23 protein-coding genes and 1 tRNA gene are annotated in these 22,517 nt (G+C 56.8%); 14 read left to right on the top strand and 10 right to left on the bottom strand.

Features of this window, described 5'->3' with window-relative positions; all coding sequences use genetic code 11:
• Positions 1–150: 150 nt before the first annotated feature.
• Both ACVBAU_RS11350 and ACVBAU_RS11345 read right to left on the bottom strand, forming a co-directional pair.
• Positions 151–3,051: a response regulator gene (locus tag ACVBAU_RS11350; protein ID WP_448326412.1), complete on the bottom strand. Its 2,901-nt coding sequence runs from the start codon at positions 3,049–3,051 to the stop codon at positions 151–153.
• Positions 3,052–3,608: 557 nt separating this feature from the next.
• On the bottom strand, positions 3,609–4,340 hold the full coding sequence (locus ACVBAU_RS11345) for a PhzF family phenazine biosynthesis protein (RefSeq protein ID WP_448326410.1): 732 nt from the start codon (positions 4,338–4,340) through the stop codon (positions 3,609–3,611).
• Positions 4,341–4,468: 128 nt separating this feature from the next.
• Here ACVBAU_RS11345 and ACVBAU_RS11340 point away from each other — a divergent pair, with 128 nt between their 5' ends.
• On the top strand, positions 4,469–4,930 hold the full coding sequence (locus ACVBAU_RS11340; RefSeq protein WP_448326408.1) for an Lrp/AsnC family transcriptional regulator: 462 nt from the start codon (positions 4,469–4,471) through the stop codon (positions 4,928–4,930).
• A 35-nt stretch (positions 4,931–4,965) separates the two neighbouring features.
• On the opposite strand, the gene ACVBAU_RS11335 is transcribed toward ACVBAU_RS11340, so the two are convergent.
• Both ACVBAU_RS11335 and ACVBAU_RS11330 read right to left on the bottom strand, forming a co-directional pair.
• Positions 4,966–5,106, bottom strand: a complete 141-nt coding sequence (locus ACVBAU_RS11335) for a hypothetical protein (RefSeq protein ID WP_448326406.1) — start codon at positions 5,104–5,106, stop codon at positions 4,966–4,968.
• A gap of 23 nt (positions 5,107–5,129) precedes the next feature.
• A complete protein-coding gene (locus ACVBAU_RS11330) occupies positions 5,130–5,465 on the bottom strand; it encodes a MarR family winged helix-turn-helix transcriptional regulator (RefSeq protein ID WP_448326404.1) in 336 nt (111 codons plus the stop codon).
• A gap of 70 nt (positions 5,466–5,535) precedes the next feature.
• Here ACVBAU_RS11330 and ACVBAU_RS11325 point away from each other — a divergent pair, with 70 nt between their 5' ends.
• The gene (locus tag ACVBAU_RS11325; protein ID WP_448326402.1) at positions 5,536–6,468 is read left to right on the top strand and encodes a DMT family transporter; all 933 of its coding nucleotides are present in this window, start codon (positions 5,536–5,538) and stop codon (positions 6,466–6,468) included.
• Positions 6,469–6,639: 171 nt separating this feature from the next.
• On the opposite strand, the gene ACVBAU_RS11320 is transcribed toward ACVBAU_RS11325, so the two are convergent.
• A complete protein-coding gene (locus ACVBAU_RS11320) occupies positions 6,640–7,920 on the bottom strand; it encodes an MFS transporter (RefSeq protein WP_448326400.1) in 1,281 nt (426 codons plus the stop codon).
• Positions 7,921–8,002: 82 nt separating this feature from the next.
• Between ACVBAU_RS11320 and soxR the strand changes: the two genes are divergently transcribed.
• Both soxR and ACVBAU_RS11310 read left to right on the top strand, forming a co-directional pair.
• A complete protein-coding gene (soxR, locus tag ACVBAU_RS11315; RefSeq protein WP_448326398.1) occupies positions 8,003–8,452 on the top strand; it encodes a redox-sensitive transcriptional activator SoxR in 450 nt (149 codons plus the stop codon).
• A gap of 519 nt (positions 8,453–8,971) precedes the next feature.
• Positions 8,972–9,307 carry an integrase core domain-containing protein gene (locus tag ACVBAU_RS11310; RefSeq protein ID WP_448326396.1) on the top strand — a complete coding sequence of 112 codons (336 nt, stop codon included), beginning with the start codon at positions 8,972–8,974 and terminating at the stop codon, positions 9,305–9,307.
• A gap of 196 nt (positions 9,308–9,503) precedes the next feature.
• Here ACVBAU_RS11310 and ACVBAU_RS11305 read toward each other — a convergent pair.
• A tRNA-Ile gene (locus tag ACVBAU_RS11305) sits at positions 9,504–9,580 on the bottom strand.
• 136 nt (positions 9,581–9,716) lie between these two features.
• Here ACVBAU_RS11305 and purM point away from each other — a divergent pair.
• From purM to rnd, 3 genes are all read left to right on the top strand, one after another.
• Entirely contained in the window at positions 9,717–10,763 is a 1,047-nt protein-coding gene (gene purM, locus ACVBAU_RS11300) for a phosphoribosylformylglycinamidine cyclo-ligase (RefSeq protein WP_448326394.1), read from the top strand.
• A complete protein-coding gene (purN, locus tag ACVBAU_RS11295; protein ID WP_448326392.1) occupies positions 10,760–11,356 on the top strand; it encodes a phosphoribosylglycinamide formyltransferase in 597 nt (198 codons plus the stop codon). The genes purM and purN overlap by 4 nt, the downstream gene beginning before the upstream one ends.
• Before the next feature lie 73 nt (positions 11,357–11,429).
• Complete coding sequence (gene rnd, locus ACVBAU_RS11290; RefSeq protein ID WP_448326390.1) at positions 11,430–12,587, top strand: ribonuclease D; 1,158 nt, start codon at positions 11,430–11,432, stop codon at positions 12,585–12,587.
• A gap of 35 nt (positions 12,588–12,622) precedes the next feature.
• Here the strand turns inward: rnd and ACVBAU_RS11285 are convergent, their stop codons facing one another.
• The gene (locus ACVBAU_RS11285) at positions 12,623–13,144 is read right to left on the bottom strand and encodes a hypothetical protein (RefSeq protein ID WP_448326388.1); all 522 of its coding nucleotides are present in this window, start codon (positions 13,142–13,144) and stop codon (positions 12,623–12,625) included.
• Between the two features lie 120 nt (positions 13,145–13,264).
• Here ACVBAU_RS11285 and ACVBAU_RS11280 point away from each other — a divergent pair, with 120 nt between their 5' ends.
• A complete protein-coding gene (locus ACVBAU_RS11280; protein ID WP_448326386.1) occupies positions 13,265–13,675 on the top strand; it encodes a SufE family protein in 411 nt (136 codons plus the stop codon).
• 61 nt (positions 13,676–13,736) lie between these two features.
• Here ACVBAU_RS11280 and ACVBAU_RS11275 read toward each other — a convergent pair whose 3' ends face one another.
• Together ACVBAU_RS11275 and ACVBAU_RS11270 are read right to left on the bottom strand one after the other, a co-directional pair.
• The gene (locus ACVBAU_RS11275) at positions 13,737–14,375 is read right to left on the bottom strand and encodes a DUF1638 domain-containing protein (protein ID WP_448326384.1); all 639 of its coding nucleotides are present in this window, start codon (positions 14,373–14,375) and stop codon (positions 13,737–13,739) included.
• A 65-nt stretch (positions 14,376–14,440) separates the two neighbouring features.
• A complete protein-coding gene (locus ACVBAU_RS11270) occupies positions 14,441–15,139 on the bottom strand; it encodes a corrinoid protein (protein ID WP_138923228.1) in 699 nt (232 codons plus the stop codon).
• 203 nt (positions 15,140–15,342) lie between these two features.
• On the opposite strand from ACVBAU_RS11270, the gene ACVBAU_RS11265 reads away from it, so the two are divergent.
• Positions 15,343–16,428 (top strand): PA0069 family radical SAM protein, encoded by a 1,086-nt coding sequence (locus ACVBAU_RS11265; RefSeq protein ID WP_448326382.1) that lies wholly within the window; start codon positions 15,343–15,345, stop codon positions 16,426–16,428.
• Here ACVBAU_RS11265 and bmt read toward each other — a convergent pair.
• Entirely contained in the window at positions 16,425–17,438 is a 1,014-nt protein-coding gene (gene bmt, locus ACVBAU_RS11260; RefSeq protein ID WP_448326380.1) for a betaine--homocysteine S-methyltransferase, read from the bottom strand. The two genes, ACVBAU_RS11265 and bmt, sit on opposite strands and share 4 nt — an antisense overlap.
• Before the next feature lie 223 nt (positions 17,439–17,661).
• Between bmt and purC the strand changes: the two genes are divergently transcribed.
• The 5 genes from purC to ACVBAU_RS11235 are packed head-to-tail and all read left to right on the top strand — an operon-like array spanning position 17,662 to position 22,509.
• The gene (gene purC / locus ACVBAU_RS11255) at positions 17,662–18,423 is read left to right on the top strand and encodes a phosphoribosylaminoimidazolesuccinocarboxamide synthase (RefSeq protein ID WP_093732334.1); all 762 of its coding nucleotides are present in this window, start codon (positions 17,662–17,664) and stop codon (positions 18,421–18,423) included.
• A gap of 51 nt (positions 18,424–18,474) precedes the next feature.
• A complete protein-coding gene (gene purS, locus ACVBAU_RS11250) occupies positions 18,475–18,705 on the top strand; it encodes a phosphoribosylformylglycinamidine synthase subunit PurS (protein ID WP_138923231.1) in 231 nt (76 codons plus the stop codon).
• Positions 18,705–19,373: a phosphoribosylformylglycinamidine synthase subunit PurQ gene (gene purQ, locus ACVBAU_RS11245; RefSeq protein WP_138923232.1), complete on the top strand. Its 669-nt coding sequence runs from the start codon at positions 18,705–18,707 to the stop codon at positions 19,371–19,373. Before purS ends, purQ begins: the two co-directional genes overlap by 1 nt.
• Positions 19,374–19,409: 36 nt before the next feature.
• On the top strand, positions 19,410–21,170 hold the full coding sequence (locus ACVBAU_RS11240) for a sensor histidine kinase (protein WP_093732331.1): 1,761 nt from the start codon (positions 19,410–19,412) through the stop codon (positions 21,168–21,170).
• Positions 21,171–21,174: 4 nt separating this feature from the next.
• Positions 21,175–22,509 carry a sigma-54-dependent transcriptional regulator gene (locus ACVBAU_RS11235; RefSeq protein WP_093732330.1) on the top strand — a complete coding sequence of 445 codons (1,335 nt, stop codon included), beginning with the start codon at positions 21,175–21,177 and terminating at the stop codon, positions 22,507–22,509.
• Positions 22,510–22,517 lie beyond the last annotated feature (8 nt).

Raw genomic sequence — 22,517 nt, 5'->3', positions numbered from 1 at the left:
ACGACGACCGGATCAGTTCTGCGGCTGTCATTCCAGCGCAACATGCAGGGTCTGGAAATGGCCCCCCTCGGCTGGGGCGATTGGTTCAACAACCGACATCTGCTTGGTCCCATCGGAAACATCCCGCCAGCGGAGGCTGAGCAGAGAAAATTACATTTCAGAAGTGCGGTTTTTTGGTACTACAGTTTCTATCGCGGCCAGTAAATCGGTGTCGGCAAAGGGCTTTGTCAAAACTTTGCAGTTTCCCAGGTCCGCAGCAGAGGCTACTTGGACGCCGCCAGTCGCGAAGACCACCGGCAGATCATTATTCAGTTCCCTGGCGTCTTTGGCGAGCTCTTCCCCGGACCGATCTGGTAAGCCGACATCAGTGATCAACACATCTACATCTTCCGCTTTCAAAAGATCGAGCGCACTTGCTGCATTTTCTGCCTCGAGAACGCAATGCCCAGCTTCGCGCAACACGTCCGAAATATCCATTCGTATCAATGCATCATCTTCGCAGATCAGAAGGCGTAGACTGCCGGTCCATGTGATACTTTCCGATCTGCTTTGATCGGTTTCGAGTGTCATTTCTGCGGGAACATCGGCGAGCGAAACCCCTTCGTATCCAAGAACTTTCCGCACCTTGTGGGCTAATTCAACCTGCGAGTACGGCTTGCTGATCAGCTGAACTCCGTCAACCAGACGACCGTCATGAACGACTACATCTTGTACAAATCCAGACGTGAACAGCACGGGTATATCAGGACGCAATTTGTAAAGCTGTTGTGCCAGTTCGTGCCCGTTCATTGTGCCTGGCATCACGACATCCGTGAATAAGAGATCTATGGCAGGATCATCGTACACAATAGCTAACGCCCGTTCCGCATTGGATGCTTGAAGAACCTTATATCCAAGCTCTGCCAGCAAGTGGACCGCGGTTTCGCGAACGTCGTCGTCGTCCTCGACAAGCAGGATCGTTTCTGTCCCGCCTTTTAGCCCATGATCAGCGTTGGACAGCTGTACCTGTTCAGCTTCGAGAGAACGGGGCAGGTAGATACATATGGTGGTGCCTTCACCGATTTTGCTATCGACAGTCATATGACCTCCCGATTGTTTTGCGAAGCCATAAGCCATGGACAAACCGAGCCCGGTTCCGTGGCCGTTTTCCTTGGTTGTAAAAAACGGCTCGAATATGCGATCAGCGGTTTCTTGTGACATGCCACATCCCGTATCGGTAACCGCAAGCCTAATGTATTGGCCTGCTTTTACGTCAGGATGGGTTCGGACAAATGCTTCATCCAGCGCCTCATTAGACGCATGTATCGTTAGCTTCCCTTTCCCGTCCATCGCGTCACGCGCATTTATAACGAGGTTGAGCAGAGCATTCTCCATACTGTTGGGATCCACGCTCGTATTCCATAGACTGTCGTCAAATCGGGTCTCAAGCTCCACGCCTTCACTGACGGCGCTGCGCAATATCTCTATGGTATCTTCTATCAAGCGGTCCAGCTTGATCACCACAGGGGCAAGTGGTTGTTTGCGGGCGAAGGACAAAAGTTGAGAGGCCAGCGTCGCCCCGCGCTTCACGCTTGTCACAGCCTGATCCAATCGCTTCTGAATGGTCGAATCTTTCGGCATACTGCGCATCGCAATCTGCAAGTTACCCATCACAACTTGAAGAAGGTTGTTGAAATCGTGGGCAATTCCACCGGCCAAGCTACCAATAGCTTCAAGTTTTTGGCTTTGGCGCAACTCCGCGTTCAACGCATCCAGTTCACGGTTTCTTTTTTCAACCCGCTCTTCAAGCGTTGAATTGAGCTTGGTAATAACCGCTTCGGCATTTTTCCGGTCTTCGATATCGGTGTTCGTGCCAACCCAACCTGTCAAAGTCCCGTCATTGGCGTGCAAGGGGGTTGCCCGTACAAGGTGCCACCGAAAGCTGCCATCGGCTTTCCGGATGCGAAATTCAGTTTCATAGCCTTCGCCTTTCTGGATCGCATCGGTCCAGTTTTCAACTGCTAGCCCCAGATCGTCAGGATGGACGACACGCCCCCAATCGGCTCCATAAAGCTCGCCCTCTGCGTAGCCGGTAAATTCGTAGATACGCACATTTAGCCAGTTCAACCCGCCATCTTTGTCGGCCGTCCAGACATGAACTGGCATCGTCTGTGCCATCGTTCTAAATTTTTCGCGAGTAGCAGTGAGCGCGGCTTCGGCGGTTTTTTGATCAGTTATATCGTGGCCTTGGACAAAGATGCCCATTGGCATGCCGACGTTGTCCTTCAGGGGGTAAAATATGAAATCAACAAAGCGCGCCTCAGCCGGCACGTCGGGTGAGGCGCGGAGTATCGCTGACATGGACTTGACCGAGACGGGCTCGCCTGACTGAAACACTTGGTCAAGCATCTCATAGAACCCTTGTCCCTCAATGTCTGGCAATGCCTCTCGCACGGATAGGCCAACAACATCGCGAGCGCCAATCAAGTCGGTATAGGCCTGGTTCACAAACTGAAAGACGTGTTGCGACCCGTTCAAGACTGCCATGAAACCAGGAGCTTGGTCGAAGGCAGATTGAAAGAATTCCGTGGCCTTCCCAAGCTCCAGGTTTTCGGATGCAACTGCTTCGGCGCGCTGCAAAAGCCCTGCATTGCGTAAGATGTCTTTGGGGTTTTCGGCCTGTGGGCCATGATAAAGGTCGGTAACGTCAACAGTATTCTGCAGGATAAATTCGACGCGCCCTTCCTCATTCAGAATGGGGGTATGTGTCGCACTCCAAAAGCGTTCAACAAGATGACCATCCGCAGCCTTAATAGGGTAGGGGATCAGAGGAAGATGATCAGGTTTTCCGTTCGCCAACACACGTTTGAAAGAACCGCGCAACATTTTGTCAGAGACAGAGTCCGGCTGGGCTGGGAATTCCTCAGTTATGAGGCGGCCGATAATGGACTCACGGGTTCTCCCTGTGACGTCAAGATAGGCATTATTGGCCCACACCATCCTAAGATCAGGATCGAGCAAAATATAGGGTGAAGGTGCATTCGCAAAGATTGCGTCCAGATCAATATTCATCGCGTAGATCTTCTGAGTCCATTCAGCTTGATTTCATGACAAAAGGTATTCTGCAACTTATTCAGCCTACCGTGACATATAACACATATGAAATAGGGAGCGGCAATCCCGCTCCTGAATAGTAGCTTGAAATTTGTACAATTCGTCAACTGAGTAGTCGCAGGGGGTGATTGCTATCCGCAGACCTGTCGAAAGCCGCGAACGGCCCAAACCGGACCTTGGTCTATTGCGCAGCTAATGGCAGGCAAGAGCCCAAATCGACCGATGCTGCGCGATCCATGGATGTCCGCTGTCGCGAGACAGCTTAAAACGTTCAACAACTGCTTGAGTTTTGAGCGGGGTTTTTGTCAGTCGAAATCGATCGTTTCTCATCCGTGCCAAAAATCAGGGTTTTTGAACGGTAATGGATGCGCAACATGCAGCGGCGCGTTGCACAGATAATCACTAAGCTGCCTGCATCGAACGTGCGTTGCCCGAGACACGGACCGACGATCCGACCTCACTGTCCAACTGAACCTCAATGATTGATGGCGCTCCCATATCTTCGCCCTGCCGGATTATGAATTGCCCGCCATGTGGCCAGTTGCGATCCCGCAGATAACCGGCAAAAGCCGCTGCCGTGCACCAGTCGCAGGGTCTTCCAGAACACCCCCGGACGCAAAAGCATTGCGAACGGAAAAGGCGCGATCACCCTCGATATGAACGAGCATAATCGTTACGAGTTTGTGCCGCCGCATCATGTTGCGTCCTTCATCGAGATCGTAAGCCATTGCGGCCAGCCGGGCACGATTACGCAGCGCGAAAACGAGGTGATCGGCACCACCGTGAATGCGGGCTGGGGGCAGGCGCACATCCAGGTCGTCCTTGGTCAGGCCAAGCAGCGCCATCGCATCCTCCAGCTCATCGCCGGTTATTGCGCGACTTTCGGTTGGCGGCGAGGCCAGTGTTGCCGCCATGCCTTCAGCCGATGTCGCCGTATCGACCGTGATCGAAGCGTTGTTCAAATCCAGATTATAGGTCCCCGGACCATGGCGCTGTCCAAGGGCAGCCCCGAGTGCAATTGTCGCATGTCCGCAGAACGATACTTCCGACTCTGGCGAAAAATAACGGACGCGCCACGACCGATCTGCCCCTTCTACGGGAACGGCAAAGGCTGTCTCAGAGTATCCGACCTCTGCTGCCACCCTTTGCATATCCGCCTCGGGTGCTGCGTTATCGAGCAGAACGACCCCGGCAGGGTTGCCGCCTTTACCGTTAGTGCTGAAGGCTGCAATGCGCTGAATATCCATGTGTGGTTCTCCATTTGAGTGTGGTCAGACCATACATGCTCCCATCGCATGACGTCCCGACGATACTGCAAGTATTATTAGCATTACGCTTTCACATCGGCAGTCTAGTGCCGTATTCAGCCACTATGATGAAAGCTATTGATGAAATCGACCGGAGAATCATTTCCACCTTAGAGCATGATGGACGAGCGAGCTTGGCCGAGATCGGGAAAGTCGTCGGCCTTTCTGGACCAGCAGTGGGTGAACGGTTGCGGCGCTTACAATCGGACGGGGTGATCGAGGGGTTTACGGTATGTGTAGATACCAAAGCCCTTGGCTATACGCTGGAGGCCATTGTCCGTATCAAACCGCGTTCAAAACAGCTTCATAACGTGGAGCAGATGATCCGGGACGAGCCACGTTTCACGTCCTGCGACCGGGTTACAGGGGATGACTGTTTCATCGCTCGCTTGGCCTTGGTGAGCGTCACGGAACTTGACGATATTCTGCTTCCGCTTCATGAGCGCGCCGAGACGCACACATCAATCGTCAAGTCGTCGCTTTTGCGCAACCGGATGCCCGGTTTGTCTCCTGTAGCAAAGGCCACCTAAACCACCGTTTCAGGTGGCGATTATGTTTCCGACCGTCACCGCGGACTTTCTCCGGTGTCTATTGACGCCATCAGCTTACGCAACAGCGTGTCCAGTTGTTTGACCTCACTTTCATTCATGTCGGCCAGCAGCCGCTTTTGGGTCAGCACGTGATCGGCAATCGCTTTATCGATCAAGCCGAACCCCTGAGGTGTGAGGGTCACGACAGCACGTCGCGCATCATCGGGATCTGCCCTGCGCTCACCAGTCCTGCTTTGACCAATTGATCAATCCGGTTCGTCATCGTTCCTGATGTAATCATCATCGATGACATCAACTCGCCCGCCGGCAGCGCGTGAGGAGGTGGAGAACGGCGCAGGGTAGCCAGCAGGTCGAAGCCTGCTGCATTAAGGCCATGGTGAGCAAAGGTTGTCGCCATGCTTCGCGAAAGCCCATGAGCAACCCGGCTAAGCCGTCCAATCGGCCCCATTGGTCCAACATCCAGATCGGGCCGGGCAATGCACCACTGTTTAAGAATTCGGTCTACTGCATCCATGACCTGACGCTACCTCCCATTTGCCTTGACATCAAGACATTCCCTTTTATCTTGACGTCGAGATATCAAAATGTGCTGGAGTTATAATATGCGACACGCCTCCTCCCCCTTTCTTCTCCTCGTCGTGTGCAGCTTTCTGCTCGCGGCTAAGATTATGATCGCCCAAGTAGCGATCTCGACTGGTTTAAAGCCATTCCAGCTTGCCATTCTAGGTAACGTCGGCGCTGCGATGGTTCTGCTGATCTTCGCGCGAGCCACAGGCCAAGCGATATTGTGGGAGCGGCAGCATATGACGCTTTACCTCGTCCTCGGCATCATCAGCTTTGCAGTTCCAACTGTCGTTACATACATGGTCGTTGACCCGGTGGGACCAGCCTACGTTTCCTCTCTGTATGCGCTATCGCCGGTTCTCACGATGACACTGGCGGCAATCTTCGGCCTTGAAGGTCTGACAGCCCGGCGGACGTTCGGAATCACCTTGGGTTTTGTCGGGATGGTCGCTCTGATTCAGCAGAAAATCGCGGGCATCAACTTCTCGGCTGTGTTCTGGGTCTTGCTCGGCCTCACGGTTCCGCTGGCGGCGGCATCGGGCAATATAATTCGCACAGCGTTTTGGCCAAGCGGTGCATCGCCCCTGTCCTTTGCGACAGCGACTCTGCTGATCTCAAGCGTCCTGCTTGCGCTCGTCGGCCCGCTGATCGAAAGCCCCGCGACCTGGAGCATAAGTGGGGAGGGTCAGGTTTTCTGGCTGGTTGTATTGATCGGCGTATCGGCTCTGTCATACCTGCTGAACTACACATTCCAGAAGATCGCCGGGCCGGTTATGTTCAGCCAAATCGGTTACTGGGGCACGGGCTTCGGAGTCATTCTAGCAGCCATGCTGTTCGGCGACGTGCTCCGGGCCACCTCACTCATCGGAGTGGTCGCGATTATCGCAGGCGGACTGCTAGCGAACCGCACAGCAACGAAGGATACAAATAGCATCAAAGTGCCATCTCGGTAGCGGGAAGTGAGGGGGAGATAAAAATCACCGTCACGGCCAGTGACAAAAACGACCGTTTGTTGAAGAGGGTTCAAAACAGGACATTGGCGCACGTGCAACGAAGATCTGAAGGGGCCAGAGTTACCGATGCTGCGCTGCGCGCGAAAGGCCGGTATGGCAGCTTCGCTCTGACTACTGAAATCCACTACCAAGCGGTCTCCATGAAAGCGCGGCCAAGACGAAAACTCCTGCTGCGGCAACGAGAAACGGCATGGTGAGTGCTGTGTCCCGACCGAGCGGTCCTTCGGCCATGCTCACGATGGCCCCGGATGCGACCAACCCAAGGGGCATCATGCCCCATGCAAAGAGCCGATAGACGCTGTTGACCCGTGCTCTAATTTCATCAGGAACAACGCGCTGACGGTAGGAGATTGAAAGCGTGTTCCAGACGATGCCGCTCAGATAGAACACGAACATTGCGGCGGCGACCGTGATTGGCCCCGGTGCAAAGGCGATCATCAGGAACATCGGTGTTGCGACAAGGTTCATCCATTGCGCCAGCACACCTGTGGGAAAAAGCTTCGTTAAAGGCGCGACCGCGAGTCCGCCGACAACACCCCCGATGGCCCCGACAGCGAGGATCAGACCGTAAGTTGTGGCACCTGCGTTCAGGTTCTCCTGTATATGCAGTACGAGCGCTATAACGGACATTTCAGCGAAGAAAGTCCAAAAGCCAGTGATCAAAACAAGAACCCGCAACATCGGATGGCCCACGACAAATCGGAAGCCTTCCATCAATTCGACCTGCCACGCATGCGTCCTTTGTTCCGCTGGTTTGAAATCACCCTTTAGAAAGGCGGTCAGAAGCGCTGCAAACAGCAGCGTGACAGCGATTGCGAGGAAGGGAAGGGGGACGAAGATGGCGACGATGAAGGCACCAAGTGCAGGTCCCGCCATGCTGTTCCCAACGGTCTCGATACTGCCAATAAGTCCGTTGGCACGTTCAAGGCTGTCGGACGGAACGATGTTTGGAAGCATCGATTGTGCGGCATTATCGCGTGCGACTTCCGCGCAGCCGGTCACGAAACCAAGCGACAGCAAGTTCCAGTAAAGGGTTGGGCTCCCAATGCCATCAATGACCGGCTCGGCAAGTGGCAAGCTCAGTACCATCGCGCCGCCCGCCATACCGTAGGCAAGAGTGCGGATCAGGTCGCAGATTACAATCAGCCGCTTGCGATCCATGCGATCCGCGAGGATGCCGGAGGGCAGCGCGAACAGAACCCATGGAACGCGCAGCGCCGCAGGCAAGATCGCGATCCATAGCGGATCACGGGTTAAAAGCGAAGCAATCCAGGCCCAAGCGACAACCGCGATCCCATCGCCAAGGTTTGCCAACCCAACGGCTGCTCCAAATTTTACAAATGCCCCCGGCTGACTTTTCTGCACGCTATTTTCTGATGATACATCTGCCATAAACCTGTCCTTGACGAAACTTGACTTAGTGACTGATACCGCCTCAACTTAAGTTGAGGTCAAGAGGTCAGGAGCATCAAAAGTGGCAGGTGAATTGCCGATAGGCGAAGTATCAGACCGCACGGGTGTGTCGGTGTCAGCTTTGCATTTCTACGAACGGAAGAACCTTATTCGGTCACAGCGCACAGGCTCGAACCATCGTGTCTATCCCCGCAATATTATTCGGCGGGTGACCGTTATTCAGATCGCGCAGCGGGCTGGGCTGTCGCTGGCGGCAATCGCAGACGCGCTGGATCAACTTCCGAAAGATCGGGCGATATCCGCGATGGACTGGGGGCGTGTTTCGACAGCCTGGCGTGATGATCTGACCGAACGCATTGAGTTGCTGACGAGTCTTCGGGATGAGCTGACCGGCTGCATCGGGTGTGGGTGTCTCAGCGTTGATGAATGCCCACTGGCCAACAAAGGCGACAAGTTGGCTGAGCTTGGCGCAGGAGCGCACCTACTTGGTAAGGAGATAGCCGCTTCATAAGCTGTGAAATGGCGAGGCCAACATTAAATTTTAGGTGGGCGAAGTCAGCTTTGTCCCGAGTAGGCAACAATCATGCGATGCGCGGCTAAAGCTCGGTCCGAGCGCTCCTTACCAACATGCTGCGGAGCGTCGAATGGCTGCTTACTTCAACTGAACCGATTGCGCCAAGTCTCACAACGTTGCGCATCCCGCGTGTTATAGGCTCAGCAGGGCTGAGAATAAACGGCTCTTCACGGTCTTCACCAAGGGCTGTCAGGTGGTGCGTCACGCAAGTTCCGCATGCTTGCCGTGAATGATAATTGTTGCCGCGAGAATCTATGTTTGGTAGCTGACACCAGCATCTCGGGCGCTCGGGTCGCACGGGAACTGGATCCGTTTGGGCGCGTCTATGGAAAGCCATTTCGCTTTATCAGCGACAACCATTCACCGGCAGGCGATTTGCATAGCAAATCTGCCGCGAGGGGCAACGGAGTTCACCAGTCGCGCGATCCTGAAATGGGCGGGTGATAACAACGTTGATTGGTATTAAATCGATCCGGGAAAACCGCAGCAGAACGGCTCATTGAGAGCTTCAACGGCAGCCTGAGAGACGAGCCGCTGAATGAAGAGATATTCGATACGTTAGATGGCGCCCGTAGAAAGTTGGCCCTCTGGCGATACGATTACAACCACGTCAGACCGCACTCATCTCTGGGCAACCAAACACTGGCTGAAGCGCCCTCTCATGGTTTGCTTTGCAAACCACTGCCGGCAATGGTGCGCGCGATTGAGCAATTTGAGGGCTCCGCGCACGGCGCGCTTGCCCAAACGGACGACGAAGAACGTGAAAACCAAACCTGTAAACTCTCATTATAAATGAGGGGTCCGCGGGGGGCGGGTCAAAGCCAAAATTTCTGAAATCTATACCAGGGCCGCCGAGAGAGCAGGCCTTGCGGCGACAGCGATCCGTAAGGTGTCAGGCGTCAAATTTTGACAATGTGGACCACGGGGTTTGATGCGTGGTCCACATTCGAGGAATAAGTCCTTAGAAATAGGGCGGGGAGAAAGGGGTTGGTAGGCCCGGCAGGACTTGAACCCGCAACCAAAGCGTTATGAGCGCTCTGCTCTAACCAGTTGAGCTACAGGCCCGCCTGCGCGGTTTGGTAAGGGTGCGGGGGCGGCGCGTCAAGAGATAGAAACGCGTAGATGTGGCTTAGGTGCATTGCACGCCTGCGCAACCTGCTATAACCCGTTTTCGCAAAGGGAACAGGCAGCGGGATGTGTCATGACCAACTCCAAGAACTCGATCACCTACGCGGATGCGGGTGTTGATATTGATGCAGGCAATGCGCTGGTAGAGCGTATCAAGCCAGCGGCCAAGCGCACCAAGCGTCCGGGGGTGATGTCGGGCCTTGGCGGTTTCGGCGCGCTGTTCGACCTCAAGGGGGCGGGCTACACCGACCCGATCCTCGTTGCCGCGACCGATGGTGTTGGCACCAAACTGCGGATCGCGATTGATACCGGAAATGTCGATGGCGTTGGTGTCGATCTGGTCGCTATGTGCGTCAACGATCTGGTGTGCCAAGGGGCGGAGCCTCTGTTTTTCCTAGATTATTTCGCAACCGGCAAGCTGGAGACAGAGCAGGCTGCGCGTATCATCGAAGGTATCGCAAAGGGCTGCGAAGGGTCGGGCTGTGCCTTGATCGGCGGAGAAACGGCCGAGATGCCGGGGATGTATTCCGAAGGTGACTTTGACCTCGCGGGGTTCTCTGTCGGGGCGATGGAACGGGGCGCTGATCTGCCGCGCGATGTGGCGGCGGGCGATGTGCTGCTGGGTCTTGCCTCGGACGGGGTGCATTCCAACGGCTATTCGCTGGTGCGCAAACTGGTTGAAATGTCGGGCCTGGGCTGGGACGCCGATTGCCCTTGGGCGGACGGCACCTTGGGCGAGGTGCTGCTGACGCCAACGCGGCTTTATGTAAAACCGGCGTTGCAGGCTGTGCGGGCAGGGGGCGTTCATGCGCTGGCCCACATCACCGGCGGCGGTCTGACCGAAAACCTGCCACGGGTTCTGCCTGATAATCTTGGTGCTCGGATTGATCTTGATAGCTGGGAACTGCCCGGTGTTTTCAAATGGATGGCTGACGTTGGCAGCATGTCTCAAGCCGAAATGCTCAAGACATTCAATTGCGGTGTGGGCATGATCCTTGTGGTCAAGGCCGACGAAGCCGAAGCGCTGACGACGCTGCTGACCGACGCGGGCGAAACCGTGTACCCGATGGGCGACGTCACGGATACCACGGGCGTTGCCTATACCGGCAGCCTGCTGTGACCAAACGGGTTGCGATCTTTCTGTCCGGTGGCGGGTCAAATATGCGGGCGCTGGTCGAAGACATGACCAGCGACCACCCCGCGCGGCCCTGTGTCGTCGTGTCGAATGTGGCAGATGCGGGCGGGATCGCTTGGGCCAAAGAACGGGGCATTCCGACCGAAGTTGTAGAACATAAACCCTTTGCAGGGGATCGCGCCGCTTTTGAAAACGAACTGACCGCGCGTTTGATGCCCCATGCGCCGGATATCATCTGCCTTGCGGGTTTCATGCGCAAGCTGACCGGCGGATTTACCGATGCTTGGGCCGGTCGGATGATCAACATCCATCCTTCGCTTTTGCCACGGTATAAAGGGCTGCACACCCACGCCCGCGCGCTCGATGCAGGCGATACCCAGCACGGCTGCACAGTGCACGAGGTCACGGCGGCGCTGGATGACGGGCCGATTTTGGGCCAAGCCACCATTCCGGTTATGGCCGGCGACACGCCAGATGATCTGGCGGCGCGGGTTCTGGTGCAAGAACATCGACTTTATCCTGCGGTCCTGCGGCGCTTTGCCAGCGGTAATCGCGATCTTTTAATGCTGGAAGGCTAGGCACGCGGCCTATTGCGCTGAAACCATGCGCTTTTCCATTGCCTGAACGGCTTCCTCTGTCCAAAGTAGCGTTATGAAAACAATCACCACCACCGCTGAACTTGACGCCTACTGCACAGAGGCCGCCAAGTATGATTATGTGACCGTCGATACCGAGTTTCTGCGCGAACGGACCTATTATTCAAAACTTTGCCTGATCCAGCTGGCCATGCCCGGCACGGATGAGTCCAACGCCGTGCTGGTGGACCCGTTGAGCGAAGGCCTATCGCTAGAGCCTTTGTACACGCTGTTCCGCGACACATCGGTGGTCAAGGTTTTCCATGCCGCGCGGCAGGACCTCGAGATTTTCTTTGTTGATGCGGGCGTCTTTCCCAAGCCCTTGTTCGACACGCAGGTCGCGGCCATGGTCTGCGGTTTCGGCGAACAGGTCGGATACGAGACGCTGGTTCGCAAGATTGCACATCAACCTCTTGATAAGACATCACGTTTCACCGATTGGTCGCGGCGTCCGCTGAGCGATGCGCAGCTGCAATACGCGGTTGCTGACGTAACGCACTTGCGCCAGATCTATGAGTTTCTCGCCCGCAAGATTGAACAGACGGGCCGTGGCCGCTGGGTTGAGGAAGAGCTTGAGATTCTGACCAGCCCCGACACCTACGTCACGCCCCCGCGCGAAGCTTGGCGACGGGTCAAAACGCGGACCAATTCGCCAAAGTTTCTGGCGCTGGTGCGCGAGCTTGCGGCCTTCCGCGAAGAGTATGCCCAAACCCGCAACATCCCGCGCAGCCGCGTCTATAAGGACGACGCGATGGTTGAGCTGGCCAGTAACAAGCCGAAAAACCACGAAGAATTGGGCCGTGCCCGCCTATTGCTACGCGATGCGCGCAAGGGCGAGATCGCGGATGGAATCCTCAAGGCGGTAGAGGCTGGTGTGAACTGCGCGCCTGCGGATATGCCGCAACCAGACCGCAGCCGCGACAAGCTACAGGTCAATCCGGCCCTATCTGATCTGCTTCGGGTCTTGCTCAAGGCGAAATCCGAAAGCGCGGGCGTCGCGGCCAAGCTGATCGCGCCTGCTTCGGACCTTGATGGGATTGCCGCCGGTTTGCGCGATGTGGATGCTCTGAAAGGGTGGCGGCGCGAAGTGTTCGGGGAAGATGCGCTGCGTTTGTGCAAAGGTGAGATCGCGTTGACCGCCGTAGGGTCCGAACTGAAAGTGGTTGAGCTTTAAGGCTCAACCTTTTGATATCTTTAGTTAGTTAGGGGCTACCTACGCGATGTCAGCGCGTTGCGCAGGCCCTCTACGCGGATGGACGACACACCGGCCAGCTTCTGATTTGTCAGCTTGCGCCCCGCGGTAACCTCTCGCGTGGGCTCGGTGCCGATGGCGGCCGTTTCGTTTGGCTCGATGCCCTCAAGGCGATAGGTCAAGACGCCATCAACCGGCAGTTCATCTTCGTTGGCTGGCGTCAGTTGCACTTGGTAGATACCTTGGCGATCCGCACGCCCGGTGGCCCGCACCACGGCACCTCCGGGGACCTCTTCGATCGTGAGATCAATGATCTGTTCGAACGGGCGACCGGTATAGATAACCTCTTTGGACTTAGAGGACGAAAACAACCCTGTTCGCTGCGGAATCAACGGATTATCAGAGGCTTCCTGTCGGGTGATTGGTTCTGACCGGGCACTGCCGAACCAATTGAACGGGTTCGCACGGCTGTCGCGCACAGTCGCACAGCCTGTCAAAACAAGGGTCGATACCAAGAGGGCTGAAAAGGTCTTGCGCATGGGGTCCGCCGTAGAAATTTCGGTACTATTTGACTAACCCATCCCGGACCTGTTGGGAAGGGGGTGGACCTTTGGCATCGTGCAACCTACCTGTTTGGCAAGCGAAAAGAGGGACGCACCGTGGCGACAGAGGCATTTGAAGAACTGGTCGAGGATTTCGAATTTCTGGACGATTGGGAAGACCGCTATCGTCACGTGATTGATCTGGGCAAGTCGATGGACCTGCTGGCCGAAGCATTGCGCGTTCCCGCGACCAAAGTGGACGGCTGTGCCAGCCAAGTATGGTTGCACACGCAGTTCGAAAATGGGGTGCTGCATTTCGACGGCGCCAGCGATGCGATGATCGTGTCGGGGCTAATCGCCGTGCTTCAAAAGCTGTATAACGGGGTGCCCGCGTCCGAGGTCGGGGCCGTTGATGCCCGCGCCGAGATGGGACGTTTGGGGCTGAACGAACATCTGTCGGCGCAACGGTCCAACGGCCTGACGGCAATGATCGAACGGATTCGCGCCGAGGCAGCGCAGCAGGTTTAAACGCTGGCGTTGCGGGTGTGGCGACTGATCTGTCGGTTGAGTTTATTTGGCAAAATGAAGATCAGAGTGTCCGGAGCGTCGTTTCCAGATCACCGTAACCGGTAAAGCGCCGCTCGAACGCGAGGCCGAGCGTTTCAGCACAGGTTTGCGCCTTGGCTGTCAGCGCGGGGTCATCGGTTTGGGCTTGATACACCAGCTTTTTGTAGTTGCCGAAATACATATCGCGCAGTTCCGGGTGGCGGTCGAGCCCCATGGGTTTCATAATAAATGCATCGAACTGGCGGACCAGAAAATCCGTGAGGTAGAAGGCCGTAAACTCGTCCTCCGAAATTGTAGCGAAGCGATTGTTGCCTTCGAAAAAACTGTAGCAATGAGGTCCTGCCACCATCTGAACGCCCAGTTTTTCACACTCTGCCGCGAGCAGCCCGCCGGTCCCGCAATCGGCGTAGACCACAAAGATGTCGTCGTAGGCATCGCGGTGTTCGATTACAGCCGCGCGGACTTCTTGCGTTATCTTCTCGGGGTAAAGATGCAGCTTGGCGGGCAGGCAGGTCAGGTCGAGATGGGACCAGCCGTTGGCCGCTTTCAGGTCGAGAATTTCACGTGCCAGGGCGCCGCAAGCGATCAATAGAATACGGCCCGTTTGCGGTTCAAGCGGCAAGCCGGTTTCCGTTAGATCGCAGTCCGAAGGCGGTTTCATTTGGGGCTCCTGAACGGCAAAGGCCCTTCCGATCGGGAGGGGCCTTTATCTGTTACATCAAGGGCTTACGCTTTGGCGTTATTGTGCTTGCGTCCGACCCATTCCTTGGCCGTTTCCACAGCAACAGCTGCATCGCGGCAGTAGGCATCCGCACCAATGGCTTTGCCGAATTCTTCGTTCAGGGGGGCACCGCCGACCAGTACGATATAGTCATCGCGGATGCCTTGTTCGATCATCGTGTCGATCACAACTTTCATATAGGGCATCGTCGTGGTCAGCAGGGCGGACATGCCAAGGATATCCGGGCCTTCAGCTTCCATCGCTTCGAGGTAGGCCTCGACCGAGTTGTTGATGCCAAGATCGACAACTTCAAAGCCGGCACCTTCCATCATCATCGACACTAGATTTTTGCCGATGTCGTGGATGTCGCCTTTGACAGTGCCAATCACCATCTTGCCCACACGCGGTGCGCCGGTTTCCGCTAGCAGCGGCTTGAGGATCGCCATGCCGCCTTTCATCGCGTTTGCAGCCAGAAGCACCTCGGGGACAAAGAGGATGCCATCCCGGAAATCTGCGCCAACGATGGTCATGCCGCCGACCAATGCTTTGGTCAGGACATCGTAGGGAATCCATCCGCGTGCAATCAGGATATTGACGCTTTCTTCGATCTCTTCGCGCAGACCGTCGTAAAGATCATCAAACATCTGCTGAACAAGTTCTTCGTCGTCCAGATCGGCAAGGATAATTTCGTCTTCATCCGACATAGTCGTTCCTCATCGGTTAACTCACCCGCGCGGGCTTGTGCCTTTTTGTCACACAAGCGTCGAAAGCTTCGTGCTTATTGCGACAAACTCGGCACCGCGTGCGACGCTTTTGGTTGATCCGAAATTACGCCCGATCGTCCTGTAAAACAATGGGTTGGGGCAATATACTTGACCATGTTCCTAATTTGTTCCAAAAGATTTGGATGGATCAGGCGTACCGCAAATACAGACTGCCCGGACGCGGCACAGCAAGCAACCAATCGGGCCGGTTCGAGCCGCTGACAGTGGAAGCCGTGGCCGACGGATGGGACGGTGATGGTGATCCGTTACCTGTTTTGCGCACGCAGGTCAGCTTTGAAGTGCCGCGCAGTGTGATCAGCTATAATCAGTCGCCAGACCTGCCGTTTGACCGGTCGATCAACCCCTATCGCGGGTGTGAACATGGGTGCGTCTATTGTTTCGCGCGGCCAAGCCATGCGTATCTGGGGCTGTCGCCGGGGCTGGATTTCGAAACACGTCTTATTGCGCGTCCGGGCGCGCCCGAGGTTCTAAGGCGCGAACTGGCAGCCAAGAAATATCAAGTGGCACCGATTGCGATAGGAACGAATACAGACCCGTATCAGCCAATTGAACAGGATCACCGGATTATGCGGTCGTTATTGGAGGTTCTGTCGGAGGCCAATCATCCTGTCGCCATTGTCACCAAGGGCAGTCTGATCGAGCGGGACATTGATATTCTATCGGATATGGCCGCGCGCGGGTTGTGCCGTGTCGGGGTGTCGGTAACAACTCTGGACGCTCGGTTATCGCGATTGATGGAGCCTCGGGTGCCCGCGCCAAAGCGACGATTGCAGATGATCGAACGTCTTGCGGCGGCGGGAATCCCTGTGCGTGTGATGGCGTCGCCTATGGTGCCTGCGTTGACCGACCCTGAGCTTGAAGCGATTTTGCAAGCCGGGCGTGATGCCGGTGCCGTTGCTGCCAGCTGGATCATGTTGCGGCTGCCGCGAGAGGTATCGCCCTTGATGCAGGACTGGCTGGCGACGCATTACCCCGATCGCGCGGGCCGGATCATGGCGCGCCTGCGCGAGATGCATGGGGGCAAGGAATACGATGCGAATTGGCACCGACGGATGCGCGGGGAAGGCCCCTATGCCGAAATGATCGCGCAGCGGTTCGTTTTGGCCGTTAAACGTTTAGGGCTAAATACGCTACTGCCGCCGATGCGGTGCGATCTGTTTCGCCCGCCCAAACGGGCGAGCGCGCAGTTGAATCTGTTCGGAGATTAACCCCGGCGGCGGCCGCGGCGCGGCGCGCGGGTGGGGCCTTCGCCATCGGTGCCATCGCTGGCCGAGGAAAACGGACCAAGCGCTTCGACGATCTGTTCCAGCGTGGGAGCGTCGCCCTTGGGGCGGCTGTCGAGTGCTGCACGCATATGCACCAGATGTTCTGGCATGGTGCCACAGCAACCGCCAATGATCGATGCGCCGCAATTGCGGGCCATTTCGGCGTAATCGGCCATCAGTTCGGGTGTGCCGTCATAGTGGATGTGGCCTTCGACGTATTTGGGGATGCCGGCGTTGCCCTTGGACACGATCGGCGTTGGCATGCCTTTGGAAGCGAAACCAAGTACTGTGCGCAGCACGTCCGACGCCCCGGTGCCGCAGTTGGCCCCATAGGCCAGCGGACCATAGTCTAGCTCGTGCACCATGTCGACCATCGCCTCGGATGTCATGCCCATCATGGTGCGTCCCGCGGTGTCAAAGCTCATCGTGCCGACCCAATCAAGGCCCGCGAGCTTGAACCCTTCGGCGGCGGCGCGGTATTCTTCGGGGGCGCTGATGGTTTCAAGCCACCCCACATCGGCACCACCGGCTTTCAGCCCGTCCGCAGTTTCGTGAAACATCTCGACCGCCAGCGCGTGAGTGAGCGGGCCAACCGGCTCCATGATTTCGCCGGTGGGGCCGACGGAGCCTGCGACGATCACCTTGCGGCCGGCCTTGTCGGCAACTTCACGCGCCAGTTCGGCAGAGACGCGGCTAAGCTCATGAGCGCGCTTTTCAGCGTTGTGCAGTTTCAACCGCGAGGCATTCGCGCCAAAAGAGTTGGTCAGGAAGATATCGCTGCCCGACTGAACCGCACCTTGGTATAGCTTGATGATGTTTTGCGGCTGTTCCGTGTTCCACATCTCTGGCGCGTCACCGGACATCAGGCCCATGTTGAACAGGTTCGTGCCAGTGGCACCATCGGCCAGCAGCGTGCCTTTTTCAGCCAGAAGATCGGTAAGAGGATTGGACATGAAAAGCTCCGCTAAAGGGGTGATTTTGCCGTTTCCCACAACAACTGGCATGAAGCAACTTCATTATTCTCATGATGGTCATGAGGCCGCGCCATAGTTTCTACATGCATGGCTGCCATGAGGGCAGGGCGCGTGCTTGCGCGGCAGGGGCGCTTGGACTATGTGACAGGCTAGAAAAGGCCGATGGGTATTCCAACCGGTCCGTTGTCTGGAAGGGATGTGCATGGCCCGTCGCACGAAAATCTATGAAGGTACGGCAAAGATCCTCTATGAGGGGCCGGAACCGGGGACGATTGTCCAGCACTTCAAAGACGACACAACCGCCTTTAACGCCGAGAAAAAGGCCGTGATCGAAGGCAAAGGCGTGCTGAACAACCGTCTGTCCGAATTCTTTATGACGGGCTTGAACAACATCGGCGTGCCGACGCATTTCATCAAGCGTCTGAACATGCGCGAACAGTTGATCCGTCAGGCAGAGATCATCCCGCTTGAGATCGTGGTGCGCAACTATGCCGCTGGTGATCTGTCCACGCGGTTGGGGATCGACGAAGGCATGCAATTGCCGCGCCCGATCGTGGAATATCACTATAAGAACAACGACCTTGGCGATCCGCTGGTCACCGAAGAACATATCGCGGCCTTTGGCTGGGCCGGCCAACAGGACATGGAAGACATCCTGAGCCTGTCACTGCGGGTTAATGATTTCATGTCTGGTGTGATGATGGCGGTGGGGATCCGGCTTGTGGACTTCAAGATTGAGGTCGGGCGCATCTACGAAGGCGATTTCCAGCGTCTGATCGTCGCCGACGAGATCAGCCCAGACAGCTGCCGTCTGTGGGATATCGAAACCGGTCAGAAGCTGGATAAGGATGTGTTCCGTCGCGACCTGGGGTCGCTGACGGATGCCTACACCGAAGTCGCCCGACGTTTGGGGGTCATGCCCAAGACGTCGACACCGATGATGAAACCGACGTTGATCAACTAGGCTGATGTCGGAGATGAGTTTATTTTGCAAAATGAAGCAGGGGGACGCGCCATGAAAGCACGGGTGCATGTGATGTTGAAGAACGGTGTTCTGGATCCGCAAGGCGAGGCCGTGCGCCACGCATTGGGGGCGATGGGCTTTGATGGCGTGAACGGTGTGCGTCAGGGCAAGGTGATCGAGCTGGATCTGAACGACGGCACGACGCAGGCGGATGTCGAAGTGATGTGTGAAAAGCTGCTCGCAAATACGGTGATCGAATCCTACACAGTGGAGATGGGCTGATGCACGCAGCGGTCATCGTTTTTCCGGGCTCTAACTGTGACCGCGATCTGGCGGTGGCTTTCAAGGCGGTCGGTGCCAAAGTGTCGATGGTCTGGCATAAAGATACCAGCCTGCCCGACGGGGTCGATATTGTCGGCGTACCCGGTGGGTTCTCTTACGGGGATTATCTGCGCTGCGGCGCGATTGCGGCGAACTCTCCGATTTGTCGCGAAGTGGCGGCCCATGCGGAGCGTGGCGGCTATGTGGTGGGCATCTGCAACGGCTTTCAGGTGCTGACCGAAACAGGTTTGCTGCCCGGTGCCTTGCTGCGCAACGCAGGCCTTAAATACATTTGCCGCACCGTGCCATTGCGCGTGGCGACGGCGGACAGTGATTACACCTCGGGGTATGATGCCGGCGCGATGATCGATATCCCGATTGCGCACCATGACGGCAACTACTTTGCTGATGGCGATACGATCGCCAAGCTGCATGGCGAGGATCGCGTTGCCTTTACCTATGGCGACAACCCCAACGGGTCGCAGTCGGACATTGCAGGTATCCTGTCGTCCAACCGTCGTGTGCTGGGGATGATGCCCCACCCTGAACGCGCTGCGGATGCGGGGCATGGTGGCACGGACGGGGCGGCGCTCTTCCGCGCATTGGCAGGGTCTGTGGTCACAGCGTGACTTGAGTGCCACGGTGAGGACGCGTAGATTGCCGGCATGTTCCGGTCTGCGTCCTCTCGTGAAGCCACTTTATCTGTCAGCTGGCGCGTCCGGCTGGCGGTTGCTTTGCTATTGGTCTTTGCGGTTGTCACGATTTCGATCACCAACAAGCTGCTGACGGACCGTTTTACCGAAAGCACGCGAAATCGCGCCGAGCTTCGGATCGCCCTCTACAGCGGCAACCTGCTGGCAGAACTGCGCCAGAACGCGATTGTACCGCAGTTGTTGTCGCGCGACCCCGCCTTGATAGAGGCGCTGACCCGATCTGATTATTCCCTATCGACCCAGCGGTTGATCTCTTTCGTAGAGGAAATCGGGGCTGCCTCCTTGATGCTCTACGACATCGACGGGCGCACGGTCGCCGCGACCGACCGCAACCGGCTGGGGGCGTCGCACCGCCAAGAAGCGTATTTCGTGGATGCGTTACGCTCTAATTCTACCGTCTTCAGCGTGATCCCCCGCGATACCGGTGGCTATCGTTTTTTCTATTCACGCCGCATCCACGAAGCGGGGACGAACCTTGGTGTGATCGCGGCCGAAGTCGATTTGCAGCGGTTTGAGCGGGCGTGGGCGGGTATTTCGGACGCGGTGATCGTGACCGACAGCACCGGCGATATCATCATGGCGACCGAACCGCGCTGGCGCGGCTTGACCGAAAGCGAAGCGCTGTCGAACCAGACCCCGCAAAGCGCGATTGAACGGGCCATCAAGGCCACCGCCGACTGGACCGCACTGCCTGCCGATGCGTATCTGCAAGGAGAGGCGGTGATGCGTCTATCGTCGCGGATACCGTTTCGGGGTTGGCGGATCACCAGCTATACCACCTATGCCTCTGTGCGCGAAAAGGTGAACGGGGTGCTCGCGCTCGAGGTAATGGGCTTTGCGATCCTGCTGGCGTTGACCTTCTATGCCCTAAGCCGCCGGACGGCGGGACGTGCAGCATTGTTCCAGCGTGAATCCGCAGAGCTGCGCGCATTGAACGCGGCGCTGCAACGCGAGGTGGCGGAACGCAAACGGGTGCAACAAACACTGGCCGTGGCCGAGCAAACGCTGGAACAATCAAGCAAGCTTGCTGCCTTGGGTGAAATGTCGGCTGCTGTCAGCCACGAATTGAACCAGCCTCTGGCGGCAATGAAAACCTATTTGGCGGGGGCGCGGCTGTTGATGCAGCGCAATCGGCTTGAGGAAGCGCTGGCATCTTTCGGGCGTATTGACGATCTGATCGAACGTATGGGGGCCATCACGCGGCAGCTCAAAAGCTATGCGCGCAAGGGCCAGCAGCAGTTTTCCCCCTTTGATATGGAGGAAGCCCTTGGCTCTGCCTTGTCAATGATGGAACCGCAGCTACGTCAACGTCAGGTGCAGATCAATCGTATCCTCCCGTCAGACCCGGTGCAGGTGATGGGCGATCGCATGCGGATCGAACAAGTACTGGTCAATCTCTTGCGCAACGCATTGGATGCCACCAAATCGGAACGAAACCCGACGGTAGAGATTATACTATCAGCGGGTGAGACGGCGACGCTTACCGTGCGCGACAATGGCCCCGGGATCGAAGATCTCGATAGCCTGTTCGAGCCGTTTTACACGACCAAACAGCCCGGCGATGGTGTCGGGCTGGGGCTTGCGATCTCGTCGGGTATTGTATCCGATCTGGGGGGCAGGCTGACAGCCCGCAACGGCCAGCATGGCGGTGCGGTTTTTGAAATGCAGCTGCCCATCATGGACAGCACAGAGAAGACACAGGCGGCAGAGTAAACCAATGGCTCAGGTAATGAAAATCGCGATCGTTGATGATGAACAAGATATGCGTCAGTCGATCAGCCAGTGGCTGGCGCTTTCGGGGTATGACACCGAAACATTCGGCAGCGCCGAGGATGCGCTAAAGACCTTGGGGCCCGACTATCCCGGTATCGTTATTTCTGACATCAAGATGCCCGGTATGGGCGGGATGCAGTTTCTGAAAAAGCTGATGGGCACCGATAGCGCGTTGCCCGTGATTATGATCACCGGCCACGGCGATGTGCCGATGGCGGTAGAAGCCATGCGCGTCGGCGCGTTTGATTTTCTGGAAAAGCCGTTCAATCCCGACCGGATGAGCGAGTTGGCCAAAAAGGCGACCAACGCACGCCGGCTGGTGATGGACAACCGTGCCCTGCGCCGCGAACTGTCGGATGGCAGTCAGCTGATGAAAAAGCTCATCGGTGGCTCGCCAGTGATGGAACGCTTGCGCGAGGATATTCTGGATCTGGGGCAGGCCGATGGCCACGTGTTGATCGACGGTGAGACCGGTACAGGCAAGACACTGGTGGCGCACGCTTTGCATGCTGTTGGATCGCGCGCGGGTAAAAAATTCGTCTTGGTCAGTTGCGGCGCGCTGGAAGAAGATGCGCTGAGCAAACGTCTGTTCGGCCCGATGATGCCCGAAGATGCCCAGCTTCCCGCGATCGAAGAAGCACGCGGTGGGACTTTGGTGCTTGAGGGTATCGAGGCGCTGAGCGAGACGCTGCAAGCGCGGTTGCTAAGTGCGATCAACGATCAGGGCACGCCTGCGGAAACCCGTATCGTTGCGATTTCAAACCTGCAAGAGGCCGGACGCACGTCCGAAGATGCGCTGCGCTCTGACCTGTTCTACCGTTTGGCCGCCCTGCGCATCACTGTGCCGCCACTGCGCCAGCGGGGCGAGGATATCCTGACGCTCTTCACCCGTCTGTCCGAAGAATTCGCGGATGAATACGGCTGCGAGACGCCGCAGGTTTCAGCACAAGAGGCCGCGCAACTGTTGCAAGCGCCTTGGCCCGGTAACGTGCGCCAGCTGATTAATGTGGCCGAACGCGCTGTTTTGCAGTCGCGTCGCGGGTCCGGTTCTATTGCGTCGTTGTTGATGTCCGACCACGAAGAGATGCAGCCGGTGATGACCACGGACGGCAAACCGCTGAAAGAGTATGTCGAAGCGTTCGAGCGTATGTTGATCGACAACACCATGCGCCGGCACAAAGGGTCCATTGCGAGCGTTATGGAAGAACTCTGCCTGCCACGCCGGACCCTGAACGAAAAAATGGCAAAGTACGGCCTGCAACGCTCGGATTATCTCTGAGCGCTGCA

It is taken from the genome of Sulfitobacter sp. M13, from assembly GCF_053474885.1.
The sequence above is the reverse complement of the archived record's forward strand: the minus strand, read 5'-3'. Positions and strand labels throughout refer to the sequence as shown.